Annotated in this window: 13 protein-coding genes; 4 read left to right on the plus strand and 9 right to left on the minus strand. The window is 73.9% G+C overall.

Annotated elements, in window-relative coordinates; translation table 11 throughout:
• The 7 genes from ABD268_RS09965 to ABD268_RS09995 all read right to left on the minus strand — a co-directional run bounded on the left by ABD268_RS09965 (nt 1) and on the right by ABD268_RS09995 (nt 5,604).
• Nucleotides 1–459 carry a hydrogenase maturation protease gene (locus ABD268_RS09965; RefSeq protein WP_344150860.1) on the minus strand — a complete coding sequence of 153 codons (459 nt, stop codon included), beginning with the start codon at nt 457–459 and terminating at the stop codon, nt 1–3.
• A complete protein-coding gene (locus ABD268_RS09970; RefSeq protein WP_344150863.1) occupies nt 456–1,766 on the minus strand; it encodes a Ni/Fe hydrogenase subunit alpha in 1,311 nt (436 codons plus the stop codon). Before ABD268_RS09970 ends, ABD268_RS09965 begins: the two co-directional genes overlap by 4 nt.
• Entirely contained in the window at nt 1,763–2,563 is an 801-nt protein-coding gene (locus ABD268_RS09975) for an NADH-quinone oxidoreductase subunit B family protein (RefSeq protein ID WP_344150866.1), read from the minus strand. The genes ABD268_RS09970 and ABD268_RS09975 overlap by 4 nt, the downstream gene beginning before the upstream one ends.
• Nucleotides 2,563–3,420, minus strand: coding sequence for an FAD/NAD(P)-binding protein (locus ABD268_RS09980; RefSeq protein WP_344150869.1), 858 nt, complete (start codon nt 3,418–3,420; stop codon nt 2,563–2,565). Before ABD268_RS09980 ends, ABD268_RS09975 begins: the two co-directional genes overlap by 1 nt.
• Nucleotides 3,410–3,877, minus strand: coding sequence for a cyclic nucleotide-binding domain-containing protein (locus ABD268_RS09985; protein WP_344150872.1), 468 nt, complete (start codon nt 3,875–3,877; stop codon nt 3,410–3,412). Before ABD268_RS09985 ends, ABD268_RS09980 begins: the two co-directional genes overlap by 11 nt.
• Before the next feature lies 1 nt (nt 3,878).
• Entirely contained in the window at nt 3,879–5,054 is a 1,176-nt protein-coding gene (locus tag ABD268_RS09990; RefSeq protein WP_344150875.1) for a 4Fe-4S dicluster domain-containing protein, read from the minus strand.
• Nucleotides 5,055–5,154: 100 nt separating this feature from the next.
• Nucleotides 5,155–5,604: a MarR family winged helix-turn-helix transcriptional regulator gene (locus ABD268_RS09995; RefSeq protein WP_344150878.1), complete on the minus strand. Its 450-nt coding sequence runs from the start codon at nt 5,602–5,604 to the stop codon at nt 5,155–5,157.
• Nucleotides 5,605–5,677: 73 nt separating this feature from the next.
• Between ABD268_RS09995 and ABD268_RS10000 the strand changes: the two genes are divergently transcribed.
• The 4 genes from ABD268_RS10000 (at nt 5,678) to uvrA (ending at nt 11,025) form a co-directional block, all read left to right on the plus strand.
• A complete protein-coding gene (locus ABD268_RS10000) occupies nt 5,678–6,331 on the plus strand; it encodes a maleylpyruvate isomerase family mycothiol-dependent enzyme (protein WP_344150881.1) in 654 nt (217 codons plus the stop codon).
• Between the two features lie 100 nt (nt 6,332–6,431).
• Nucleotides 6,432–7,214, plus strand: a complete 783-nt coding sequence (locus ABD268_RS10005; RefSeq protein ID WP_344150884.1) for an NAD(P)H-dependent oxidoreductase — start codon at nt 6,432–6,434, stop codon at nt 7,212–7,214.
• Entirely contained in the window at nt 7,211–8,455 is a 1,245-nt protein-coding gene (locus ABD268_RS10010; protein ID WP_344150887.1) for a glycosyltransferase, read from the plus strand. The genes ABD268_RS10005 and ABD268_RS10010 overlap by 4 nt, the downstream gene beginning before the upstream one ends.
• A gap of 101 nt (nt 8,456–8,556) precedes the next feature.
• The gene (uvrA, locus tag ABD268_RS10015; protein ID WP_425573708.1) at nt 8,557–11,025 is read left to right on the plus strand and encodes an excinuclease ABC subunit UvrA; all 2,469 of its coding nucleotides are present in this window, start codon (nt 8,557–8,559) and stop codon (nt 11,023–11,025) included.
• A 43-nt stretch (nt 11,026–11,068) separates the two neighbouring features.
• Here the strand turns inward: uvrA and rocD are convergent, their stop codons facing one another.
• Nucleotides 11,069–12,307 (minus strand): ornithine--oxo-acid transaminase, encoded by a 1,239-nt coding sequence (gene rocD, locus ABD268_RS10020; RefSeq protein ID WP_344150890.1) that lies wholly within the window; start codon nt 12,305–12,307, stop codon nt 11,069–11,071.
• Nucleotides 12,304–12,996 carry a class I SAM-dependent methyltransferase gene (locus ABD268_RS10025; RefSeq protein ID WP_344150893.1) on the minus strand — a complete coding sequence of 231 codons (693 nt, stop codon included), beginning with the start codon at nt 12,994–12,996 and terminating at the stop codon, nt 12,304–12,306. The genes rocD and ABD268_RS10025 overlap by 4 nt, the downstream gene beginning before the upstream one ends.
• Nucleotides 12,997–13,016: the final 20 nt, after the last annotated feature.

Raw genomic sequence — 13,016 nt, forward strand, 5'->3', positions numbered from 1 at the left:
TCACCGGGCCGCCGCCGGGAGCGCGGCCACCACCGCGTCCACGGCGGCGTCGAGGCCGTCCCGCACCGGCTCCGACAGCGGAGCACCCAGCTCGATGACCAGCGCTTCCACCCCCACGAGCGTGAGCCGCCGCGGCAGCCGCCCCAGTGCCCTCGCCAGCTCGACCGCGTCGGCGACACCGAGCCCGTGCGAGCCCAGCGCCGCAGCGTCCCGGGGCAGGGGGGCGGCACCGACCCGGACGACGCGCACCGCACCCGGCCGCCCGCCCCGGCTCCTCGCGGCGTCCACGACGACCACGTCGTCGTGTCCGGCGAGGTGCTCGACCAGCGCGAGCGGCTCGTCGTACGTCACCACCTCGACGCCCGGCAGCCCGAGCTCCGCGACCCGGGCGGCCACCAGGGGTCCGACGCCGTCGTCGCCCCGGGACCGGTTGCCGATCCCGACCACGAGCGCGCTCACCCCTCCTCCACCGTGAGCTCGAGGAAGTGCGTCGCGCAGGAGATGCACGGGTCGTAGTTGCGGATCGCCTGCTCGCACTGGCGGGTCAGCTCCTCGGTGTCGAGGTGCAGCCGGTCCTGCACGAAGCCGCGGAGGTCGGACTCGATGCCGGCCTGGTTCTGCGACGTCGGCGGCACGATCTGCGCATCGAGCACGGTGCCGTCCGGCGCCAGCTCGTAGCGGTGGTAGAGCGTGCCGCGCGGCGCCTCGGTCGCGCCGTGGCCGACCCCGGCGCGCGGCGGCACCGGCACGGACGGAGCGCCGCCGTCGGACCAGCCGTCGATGATGCGCAGCGCCTCCTCGCACGCCACCACGAGCTCGACGGCCCGCACCACGATGGACCGGAACGGGTTGCGGCAGGTCGTCCCCAGCCCCGCGGCGTACGCCGCCTCGCGGGCGGTGGGCGGGAGCCGGTCGTGGTTCAGCGAGTAGCGGGCGAGCGGCCCCACGGCGTACGGGCCCGGGGTGTCCCGCAGCCGCGCGTGCAGGGCGTGGGAGTGCGGTACCTGCTCCTCGGCCACCCAGTCGCCAAACGCGCTCACCGCGAAGTCGCGCCCGCTGCTGGTGACGAAGGACCCGTCCTCGATCGGGTAGTCGCGCTCGGAGCGGAGCGAGACGTACTCGTGGTCCTGCTCGAAGTCCGGGAAGTCGAAGCCGGCCGCGAGGCTGACGGTGGCGAGCGCGTCGTCCAGGGCGCGCTCGAGCTGGGGGCGCAGCGCCCGCAGCTCGGCCCCGGTCGGCAGCCGGTAGAAGCCGCCGACCCGGACGTTGACCGGGTGCACGGCGCGGCCGCCCACCAGCGTCATCAGGGCGTTGCCGGCCTTCTTCAGCCGCAGGCCGCGCTCCACGACGTCGCGGTGGTCCGCGGCCATCTCGACGGCGCCGGGGTAGCCGAGGAAGTCCGGGGCGTGCAGCAGGTAGACGTGCAGCGTGTGGCTCTCGATCCACTCCCCGCAGTACAGCAGCCGGCGCATCAGGCCGATGTCCTCCGGGATGCTCACCCCGCACGCGTCCTCGATCGCCCGGCACGCGCTCATCTCGTAGGCGACCGGGCAGATGCCGCAGATCCGGGAGGTGAGGTCCGGCGGCTCCGTGTGCCCGCGACCCCGCAGCATCGCCTCGAAGAACCGCGGTGGCTCGTAGATCCGGAGCTGGACCTCGGAGACCTCGCCGTCCGTCACGACCACGCGCATGGCGCCCTCGCCCTCGACGCGCGCGAGCGTCTCGGCCGTCAGCTCCCGTCCCTCACCCGCGCCCTTGTGCGTCACGACGCCTCCTCCCCGTGGGGTGCGTGCCGTGCGCTCTCCTCGGCGAAGGCCGGTGCCGCGGCGTTGAAGGTGCGGAACACCCGGTGCAGGTCCCGCTCGGGCATCCCGAGCTCGGTCAGCCGGCCGCTCAGCGATCGGGTGTTCGTGGTGTCCGCCGGCCCGAAGCAGCCGTAGCAGCCGCGGTCGTACGACGGGCAGAGGGCGCCGCACCCGGCGTGCGTGACCGGCCCGAGGCAGGGGGTCCCGTGCGCGACCGTGACGCAGACGTTCCCCCGCCGCTTGCACTCCACGCAGACGCTCTCCGCGGTGATCCGGGGCCGGCGCCGCTGCAGGAACGCCGCGACGACCTCGAGCAGCTGGACGCGGTCGATCGGGCAGCCGCGCAGCTCGAAGTCCACCGGGACGTGGGCGGCGATCGGGGTGGAGGTGGCCAGCGTCTCGACGTACTCGGGCTGCGCGTAGACCGCGGCGCGGAACTCCGCCACGTCGGCGAAGTTGCGCAGCGCCTGGATGCCGCCCGCGGTGGCGCAGGCCCCGATGGTCACCAGCCGCCGGGAGCTCTGCCGCACCTGCCGGATCCGCACCGCGTCGTCGGCGGTCGTCACCGACCCCTCGACCAGCGAGAGGTCGTAGGGGCCCGCGACGACCGCGCGCGTCGCCTCGGGGAAGTAGGCGATCTCGACCTCCTCGGCCAGCTCGAGCAGCTCGTCCTCGCAGTTCAGCACGGTGAGCTGGCAGCCGTCGCAGCTGGCGAACTTCCACACGGCCAGCGTCGGCCTCGCCGCGTCGGCACCCATCACAGCTCCCGTACGCCGAGCTGCCGCCGGACCGCGTCGAGGGACAGCACCGGGCCGTCGACGCAGAGGAGGTACTCGCGCAGCTGGCAGTGGCCGCACAGGCCCACGCCGCAGCGCATGTTGCGCTCCAGGGACAGCCGCACCCGGCCCGGTGGCACGCCGCGCGCGACCAGCCCCGCGGCGACGAAGCGCATCATCACCTCGGGGCCGCAGACCAGCGCCAGCGTCCGCCCCGGGTCGAACGCGGCGCCCCCGAGCAGCTCGGTGACCAGGCCGACCCGTCCCGTCCAGGAGGTGGCGGCCCGGTCGACGATGACCGCCAGCTCGATGTCCGACCCGGACGCCCAGGCGAGGAGCTCCTCGCCGAAGAGCACGTCGGCCTCGGTCCTGGCCCCGTGCAGCACGTGGACCATGCCGAACCGGTCCCGGGACGCGACCAACTCCAGCACCGCGGCCCGCAGCGGGGCGAGCCCGATGCCGCCGGCGATGACGAGGACGTCACCCCCGGCGCCGTCCGAGACCCCCCAGCCGTGCCCGTAGGGGCCGCGGACCCCGAGCACGTCGCCCTCCCGGGCCGCGCAGAGCGTCCGGGTCACCCCGCCGACGTCACGGATCGTGTGCACCAGCCGGTCCGGCCGGCCCGGGTCACCGCTGATCGAGATCGGCACCTCGCCGACCCCGAACGCCTGCAGCATCGTGAACTGGCCGGGCGCGAACGGCAGGCCCTCGCCGTCGAGCGCCGCGAGCTCGAGCGTCATCGTGTCGTGCGTCTCCCGTCGGGTGGCGAGGACGCGGAACGGCCGGGGCAGCATCGGGTCCGCCGCGGCAGCGACCCGCGCGGCGGCCTCAACCGGCACGGCCGGCCCCGTAGAGGTCGAGCAGCCGCACCCGCGCCGACTGCAGCCGGTGGTACATCACGCCGGCGACCCGCTGCATCAGCGCGTACCCCAGGGCCGGGTCCTCGTCGCACTTCGCGCGCAGGCAGGTGGCGTCCACCGCGACCGCGGACACCTCCTGCACCGCACGGGCGTCGAAGAACCAACGGTACGGCGGGACCAGCCAGGACCAGCCGACCACCCCGCCCTCCTCGACCGTCTCGACCACCATCTCGGCCTGGCCGGGCACGTGCACGTCGAGCGCCACCCGGCCCCGGCGTACGACGAAGAGGCGGTCGGCCGGCTCGCCCTCGTGGAAGAGGTACTCCCCCGCCCGGTAGTGCACGTTGGTCGAGCACCCGACGAGCATGCTCACCGTCGACTCGTCGAGCCCCGCGAAGAACGGGTGCTCGGCCAGGAGGTCCTGGAGCGACCGCACCTCAGCTCCCCTCGTCCGGTCCCGGAGACGGCCGCGGGTCCGCACGGATCGCGGCCACCTCCTCGGTGATGTCGATGCCGACCGGGCACCAGGTGAGGCACCGCCCGCAGCCGACGCAGCCGGAGGTCCCGAACTGGTCGATCCACGACGCGAGCTTGTGGGTCATCCACTGCCGGTAGCGGGACCTCGTGCTGCTGCGGACGCTGCCGCCGTGCAGGTAGGAGAAGTCGGAGGTGAAGCAGGAGTCCCAGACCCGCAAGTGCTCGATCCGCTCCCCCGACAGGGAAGTGTGGTCCTCGGTCGAGGTGCAGAAGCAGGTGGGGCAGACCATCGTGCAGTTGCCGCACGACAGGCACCGGGAGGCGACGTCGTCCCAGCGGGGGTGCTCGGCGTTGTCGTAGAGCAGGGAACGGATGTCCGTGGTGTCCATCGTGCGGCCCATCCGCTGCGTCGACCGCTCGACGACCGCGTCGGCGGCCCGGACCTCACCCGTCCCGGCCGGTCGCGAGGTGAGCTGCGCGAGCACCTCGGCGCCCCGGTCGGTGCCGGCCCGGGCCAGGAAGGTGTGCCCGTCCCCCAGCAGCTCGGTCAGCGCGAGGTCGTAGCCGGCGTCGGCGCGGGGGCCGGTGCCCATGGAGACGCAGAAGCAGGTGCCGCTGGGGTCGGAGCAGGAGACCGTGACCAGGAAGGCGTCCTTGCGGCGGGCTTCGTAGTGCTCGTCGCGGTGGGCCCGTTCCCGCAGCACCCGGTCGTGGACGGCGACGGCGTGCAGGTCGCAGGCGCGGATGCCGAGGACGGCGTACGGCGGGTCGCCCAGTCCGCCGTTGCCCTCGGCGGCGTGGATGGTGAAGCCGCCATCGGGGGCGCGGCTGCCCGCCCAGACGAGCTCGCGGGACGGGAACAGCACGGACTTCCAGCTGATCGCGTCCGCGGCGTACCCGAACAGGGCCTCGTCGTCGCGTCGCCGCAGCCGGTAGCTGCCCGGCTCCTGCGTGTCACCCCAGCCGCGGGGCAGGTCGTCGAGCGAGGCGACACGGCCCGGGACCACGGCTCCCTGGCGGAGGGTCGGGCCGAGGACGGTGTAGCCCCGGCCCGCCAGCAGGTCGATCAGCTCCTGCAGGCCGTGCAGGTCCAGGGTGACCGCGGGCTCCACGCCGGCAGGCTCCGCATTGGTCATGCCGGGCTCCTCTCATCGAGGCTTCCTCGTCAGTCTGGGGAGGCGCAGGGTCGCGTGACAAGGGACCTGTGGCCGGAGTGCGGGCGCCGGTGACGAGGGGTCAGATCCAGGGATCGGTGATCTCGCGCAGCGCCTCGAGGCTGCGGCGCAGCTCGGCGCTCCGCCGCGCGCCGAGGTGCCGTTCCCACTCCGCCTCGATCCGCTGCTGCTCGACGAGCGCCACGGCCACCGCCTCGCGCCCCCGCGGGGTGATCCGGATCAGCCGCGCCCGGCCGTCGCGGGGGTCCGCGACCCGCTCGACGTACCCGGCCCGCTCCAGCTCGTCGACCAGGAAGCCCGCCGCCTGCTTGGTGACCTGGGCCGCCCGGGCCAGCTCGGTCAGCCGGGAGCCGCCGGCGTCGAGCCGCTGGAAGACGCGCGCCTGGGCGAGCGTGATCGGGTGGCCGGCGGCGACCACGGCGGCGAGGACGCGCTGCTCCATGTGCCGGTACGGGATCAGCATCAGCACGCCGACGCTGATCGGGGTGCCCTCGGGTTCGATGATCGTCACGGAAGGCCTCTTGTCAGGGGGTGGCGGCCCGGTCCATTCTAGTCAAAGAACTTGACCAATTTGGGTGGACGCCATGGACGCAGAGAACTGGGACCTGATCCGCACCGAGCGGCTCACCCTGGCCGACCTCCTGGAGAGCCTCGACGACCAGCAGTGGCAGACCCGCTCGTTGTGCACCGAGTGGACCGTGCACGACGTGGCGGCGCACCTGCTGATGACCCCGGCGGGCCAACCCCGGCCCTGGGCGATGACCAAGGCGCTGGTGCGGGCCCGCGGCCACCTGTGGACCGCCGGGCGCGACGTGGCCATCGCCTTCGGACGCCGCCCCCACGCGGAGCTGGTCAGCGGCCTGCGTGCCCACGCCGCCTCCCGGACGAAGCCCGCGTTCGTCGTCGACGCGAACATCCTGCTCGACCTGCTCGTGCACGGTCAGGACATCGCCGTCCCGCTCGGCGTCGTCCGCGAGGTCCCCCCAGCCGCCGCTCGTGCCGGGCTCGACCGCGTCTGGTCGACGGGCTGGCCGTTCCACGCCCGCCGCCGACTCGAGGGGGTGCGGCTGCGCACCGACGACGGTTCGTGGCAGGCCGGCGCCGGCCCGGAGGTCGTCGGTTCGGCGGCCGCGCTGCTGCTGCTCACGACCGGGCGCACCGCCGCCGCCCTGCCCCTGCTCGACGGCCCCGGCCTGCCCGTCCTCCAGCGTCGTCTCGCGCCGACCGGCCGAGGGTGAGGAGCGCCGGCCCGAGCAGCACCTCAGCTCGGGACCACCGGCACTGGCCGCCTCGTCCCGCCCGCGGTGCCGTGGGAGGGACGCGGAAGGGAGCCAGGTCATGAGGGTCCTCACGGTGTACGCACACCACAACCCACGCTCTTTCTGCCACTCCGTCCTGGAGCGGTTCACCGAGGGGCTGACGGACGCCGGCCACACCAGCGAGGTCGTCGACCTGTACGCCATCCGCTTCGACCCCGTGTTCCGTGATCGGGACGTCGGGAGCTACATCGGTGCGGACGTCCCGCCGAGAGTGCTGGAGCACATGGACCTGCACCAGCAGGTCATGGACAGCTGTCACGGACCGCTGCAGCGGTGGCTCGCGGAGCGCGCCCTGCGCGGCAAGTCCCCTGCGGAGATCGCCGGGCTGATCCGGAGCAGGATGCCGAAGGACGTGAAGGCCCAGCAGGAGAAGGTCGCCGCCGCCGACGCGCTCGCCTTCATCGCGCCCGTGCACTACTGCAACCTCCCGGCGATCATGCGCGGCTGGATCGAGCGCGTGTTCACCTACGGGTTCGCGTTCGGGCTCACCGAGGCGGCCTGGAACGGGGACGTCGAGGGCCGGCAGCCTCTCCTGCACCATCGACGGGCTCTCATCATGACCTCCACGCTGTTCGACGAGGCCGCCTATGACGACGGCATCCGGGACGCGATGGGCAAGGTCATCTCGGACTGGGGCTTCCGCTACCCCGGCATCGCGGACGTCGAGCACGTCTACTTCTACGCCGCCTCGTTGGCGACACCCGAGACCATCAAGGGCTTCCTCGAGCGGGCCTACGACCTCGGTCGACACTTCGAGCGTCCCACCACGGACCCGGCAGCACCGGCACCCGCCTCGCCATGACCCCGGAAGCCGGTTCGTCCGGCACGGCCGGCGCCACGTTCCTCGCCTTCGTCGAACCCGTGCCGGGCAGGCTGTACCCGCTGGTCGCGACGCTGCAGGAGCTCCAGCGCCGCGGGCACCGGGTCATCGTCCGGACGGGCCCGGCCGAGGTCGACCTGCTCCGCTCGGTCGGCATCGAGGCCGAGGTCCTCGCCCAGGAGCTCGCCGCGTTCAACCCGACGGACTGGCAGGCTCGCACCCGGTTCGGGGCACTGCTGCGCGCCCTCGACGAGTTCGGGGCCCGCGCCCGCCCCCAGGTCGCGGATCTCGGCGCGGCCATCCACGCGCACCAGCCGGACGTCGTCATCCTCGACGAGACCTCCTGGGGTGCCGCTGCGGCAGCGGAGCACTCCGGGCGGCCATGGGCGTTCTCGGTGCCCTCCCCGGTCCCCCTCGGATCCCCCGGCGTACCGCCGTTCGGGCTGGGGATGCGCCCCCGCGACGACCTCGTCGGGCGCGTCCGCGACCGCGTGGTCCGGCCGCTCACCGTCGGCACGCTGGCGCGTGTCATCGCCCGGCACGTCAACCCGCTCCGCGTGGAGCTCGGCCTCAGGCCGTTGCACCGGCTCGACGAGTTCTACCTCGCCGCGGACCTGCTCCTGAACTACACCGCGGAACCGTTCGACTACCCGCGCACCGACTGGCCGACCAAGGTCCGGCGGGTCGGGCCCGGCCTGTGGGAACCGCCCTCCACCGCGCCACCGTGGCTCGACGAGCTCGGTCGGCCGATCGTGCTGGTCACCTGCTCGACCGCGTTCCAGAACGACGTACGCCTCGCCGAGGCAGCGTGCGTCGCGTTCGCGCACGAACCCTTCGACGTGGTGCTGACCACCGGCGAGGTCGACGTGTCCGCAGCCACCGTCCCCGCGAACGTCCGGGTCGAACGGTTCGTGCCGCACTCGGCGGTGCTCGACCGGGCGGTCTGCGTGGTCTGTCACGCGGGCATGGGCATCACCCAGAAGGCCCTCGCGCACGGCGTTCCCGTGGTCGCCGTCCCTTCGGACGGGACCAGCCCGAGGTCGCGCGTCGCGTCGAGGTCGCCGGCGCGGGGGTCCGGCTGCCCGTCCGGAAGCTGGACGCGGAACGGTTGCGCAGGGCCGTGCACGACGCCCTCGCGCTGCGCCCCGGCGCCGAGCGGATCGCGGCCGCGTTCCGGGCCGCGGGTGGTGCCCCGGCGGCCGCCGACGCACTCGAAGTGCTGACGGCCGCGCGAGCTGCCGGCGGCTGAAAGGCGGAGACGGATCACGGCTCCGTCCGGCGTCCCGAATCGAGTCAGGTGCCGCCGAACGGGTAAGCAGGAGGCGTGAGCTACGACGCGACCGACCACTTCGTGCACGTCCGGGGCGCCACCGAGCACAACCTGAGGAACGTCGACGTCGACATCCCCCGGGACGCGATGGTCGCCTTCACCGGGGTGTCGGGCTCCGGCAAGTCCTCGCTCGCGTTCGGCACGCTGTACGCCGAGGCGCAGCGTCGCTACTTCGAGTCGGTGGCGCCGTACGCCCGCCGGCTGTTGCAGCAGGTCGGCGCTCCGCACGTGCAGGAGATCACCGGCCTGCCGCCGGCGGTGGCCCTGCAGCAGCGGCGCGGGGCGCCCAGCTCCCGGTCGACGGTCGGCACCATCACCACGCTGTCCAACCTGCTGCGGATGCTCTACTCCCGCGCCGGGACCTACCCGTCCGGGGCCGCCCGGCTCGAGGCCGAGGCGTTCTCGCCCAACACCGCGGCCGGCGCCTGCCCCCGGTGCCACGGGCTGGGGGTCGTGCACGACGTGACCGAGGAGCTGCTCGTCCCGGACCCGTCGCTCAGCATCCGCGACGGCGCGATCGCCGCCTGGCCCGGCGCCTGGCAGGGCGCCAACCTGCGCAGCGTCGTGAGCGGGCTGGGGATCGACATCGACAAGCCGTGGCGCCGGCTCAGGAAGTCGGACCGGGACTGGTTGCTCTACACCGACGAGCAGCCCTCCGTCCTGGTCGAGCCCGAGCGGGACCGCGTCGACCACGGCTACTACGGCACGTTCTGGAGCGCCCGCAAGCACGTCATGCACGTCCTCGCCGACTCCAGGAGCGACCGGATGCGCGAGCGGGCGCTGCGCTTCGTCCGGAGCGTGCCCTGCCCCGCGTGCCAGGGCAGCGGACTCCGGCCGGAGGCGCTGGCGGTGTCCTTCGCGGGCCACTCCATCGCCGAGGTCAACGCGATGTCGCTCCTCGACCTCGTGACGCTGCTGCGGCCGGTCGCGGAGCTGGCCGGGGCCGGAGCAGCCACCTCGTCCGCCCGGTCCGGGGAGGCGACCGAGGTCGCGGTCCGGATCTGCGGCGACCTGGTCGCGCGGGTCGCGGTGCTCCTCGACCTAGGCCTGGGCTACCTCAGCCTCGCCCGCAGCTCGACCACCCTGTCGCCCGGCGAGGCCCAGCGCCTGAGGATCGCCACCCAGCTCCGGTCGGGGCTCTTCGGAGTGGTCTACGTGCTCGACGAGCCCTCCGCCGGCCTGCACCCGGCCGACGCGGAGCCGCTGCTGGACGTGCTGGACCGGCTGAAGGCCTCGGGCAACTCGCTGTTCGTCGTGGAGCACGACATGGACGTCGTACGACGGGCCGACTGGGTCGTGGACATCGGCCCGGGCGCGGGCGAGGGCGGCGGGCGCGTGCTGTACTCCGGGCCGGTCCCCGGCCTCGAGGAGGTCGAGGAGTCGGCCACCAGCAGCCACCTCTTCGGCCGCACCCGACCGCTCGACCGGAGCCCGCGGCCACCGCAGGGCTGGCTGCACCTGCGCGGCGTCTCCCGCCACAACCTGCACGACGTGTCCGTCGACGTGCCGCTCTGCGTGCTGACGGCGGTGACCGGGGTCTCCGGCTCCGGGAAGTCCACGCTGGTCACGCAGGTGCTCGCCGAGGTGGTGCGCAGCCACCTCGGGCTGGCTCCCGAGGAGCCCGGTGAGGCGGAGCTCGAGGTCGACGTCCAGGACGCGTCGGGGCTCGAGGCCTTCGACCGGCTGGTGCTGGTCGACCAGCGACCGATCGGCCGCACCCCGCGGTCCAACCTGGCGACGTACACCGGGATGTTCGACGCGGTGCGCAAGTTGTACGCGGCGACCGACGAGGCACGGGCGCGTGGTTACTCGGCGGGGCGGTTCTCCTTCAACGTCGCCGAGGGCCGGTGCGAGACCTGCCAGGGCGAGGGGTTCGTCGCCGTCGAGCTGCTGTTCCTACCCGGGACCTATGCGCCCTGCCCGACCTGCCACGGTGCGAGGTACAACGCCGAGACGCTCGAGGTGGCCTACCGCGGGGCCGACATCGCGGAGGTGCTGGCGATGTCGGTCGACGAGGCCGCCAAGTTCCTCGCCGACGTCCCGGCTGCCTCCCGGAGCCTCGAGACGCTCCGGGACGTGGGGCTGGGATATCTGCGGCTCGGCCAGCCGGCGACCGAGCTCAGCGGCGGGGAGGCCCAGCGGATCAAGCTGGCCACCGAGCTGCAGCGGGCCCGCCGCGGCCACGCGCTCTACCTGCTCGACGAGCCCACGGCCGGGCTGCACCCCGCGGACATCAGGCTGCTGCTGCACCAGCTGCACCGGCTCGTCGACGCCGGCAACACGGTCGTCCTGGTCGAGCACGACCTCGACACGATCGCCACCGCCGACTGGGTCATCGACCTCGGACCCGCCGGAGGCGACGCGGGCGGCCGGGTGGTCGCCACCGGCTCGCCCGCCGAGCTCGTCGAAGCCCCGGACAGCGCCACCGCGCCCTACCTCGCCCGGCGGCTCGCCCGCCCCTGAGCAGCTCGGCCGACCGGCCAGGGTGGCCCCGACGAGGCGGATCTCAGGGGAAGTCGGGCGGCGGGGGCCCCGGTGACACGCGGCCCTGCAGGAGCGCGTCGACCGACGCGGCCAGCTGCTCCAGGCCCCAGGCCAGGTCGGCGTCGCTGATGACCAGCGGCGGTGAGACCCGGATGGACGACCCGTGGGTGTCCTTGGCCAGGACTCCGCGGGACGCCAGAGCCTCGCACAGCTGTCGTCCGCTGCCGAGCGCGGGCTCGAGGTCGACGCCCGCCCACGACCCGCGGACGCGGACCGCCTCCACCCCGTGGCCGACCAACGCAGCGAGTCCGGACCGCAGCGCGGCCTCGTGACCGGCCGCGAGGCACTGGGGCTCACCGGTCGCCAGGAGCCGGACCACCTCACGGCCGACCGCGACGGCGAGCGGGTTCCCGCCGAACGTGCTGCCGTGGCTACCGGGGGTGAACACGCCGAGGACGTCGCGATCCGCGACGACCGCCGACAGCGGGACGATGCCGCCGCCGAGCGCCTTCCCGAGGACGTACACGTCCGGCGTGACGCCCTCGTGGTCGCACGCGAAGGTGCGCCCGGTCCGCCCGAGCCCGGACTGGATCTCGTCCGCGATCATCAGCAGGCCGCGGGCGTCGCACAGGTGGCGTACGTCGGTGAGATAGCCCTCGGGCGGGAGGATCACGCCGGCCTCCCCCTGGACGGGCTCGAGCAGGACGGCCACGGTGCTGTCGTCCACCGCGTCGGCCAGCGCCGCGACGTCGCCGTAGGGGACCGTGCGGAAGCCGGGCGTGTAGGGGCCGTATCCGGACCTGGCCGTCTCGTCGTCGGAGAAGCTCACGATGCTGATGGTCCGACCGTGGAAGTTGCCCTCCATGACGATCACGGTCGCCTGGTCCCGGGGCACGCCCTTCACCTCGTAGCCCCAGCGGCGGGCCGCCTTGAGGGCGGTCTCGACGGCCTCGGCGCCGGTGTTCATGGGCAGCACCATCTCCTTGCCGGCCAGCGCCGCCAGCTCGGCGCAGAACGGCCCGAGCAGGTCGTGGTGGAAGGCGCGGCTGGTCAACGTGATCCGCTCGAGCTGACGCCGTGCGGCCTCGACCAGCGCCGGGTGCCGGTGCCCGAAGTTCAGGGCGGAGTACCCGGCCAGGAAGTCCAGGTACCGATGCCCCTCGTCGTCCCACACCCAGGCTCCCTCGCCGTGGGACACCATCACCGGAAGGGGGGCGTAGTTGTGCGCGCCGTGGGCGAGCTCCAGCTGGATCGGGGTCATCGGGTCTCCTTCCGCCGCCGTCCCACGCGGCGGGCCCGCAGCACCGTGTCGTGCAGGGTGACCGGGTGGCCGTCGGGGTGGTGACCGGGCCGGGGCCGCGCCTCGGCGGTGACGACCTCCCACGACCCCGGTCCGCCGCGCAGGTCGTCGGCGAGCTCCTCGGCGGTGAAGAACAGCTCCGGGTGAGGCGGGCGGGGGACCACCCCCAGGTCACTGGGGTGGTGGGCGGCGACCAGGAACGTCCCACCCGGCGCCACGGCCGCGGCGAGCCCGGCGTACACCTCACGACGGTCGGCGGTGTCGAGGTGCACGAAGGCGACGCTCACCAGGTCGAACGCCTCCGCGGGAGGCGTCCACGCCAGCAGGTCGCGGTGCTCCCACGTGGTCCGCGCGTCCAGTCCGGTCTCCCGCGCCCGAGCGGCCGCCCGGCCGAGGGCGACCCGGGAGACGTCGACGCCGACCACGTCCCAGCCCTGCTCGGCGAGCCACAGCGCGTCGCCACCCTCGCCGCAGCCGACGTCCAGGGCCCGGCCCACGGGCAGCCCGACGACCTCGTCGCGGACCACCGCGTTCACGTGTCCGCTCCACAGCGCGGTGGACGACCCGTACCTGTCGTCCCAGAACGCCGCGTCCCAGCGCGGCGCCTCGTCCGGGTCGGACGCCTGGCTGTGCGTGTGCTCGTGCGTCATGCCGCTCCTTCGGTCGATCG

It is taken from the genome of Nocardioides koreensis (assembly GCF_039531775.1).
In the GTDB taxonomy this organism is placed as follows: Bacteria; Actinomycetota; Actinomycetes; order Propionibacteriales; family Nocardioidaceae; genus Nocardioides; species Nocardioides koreensis.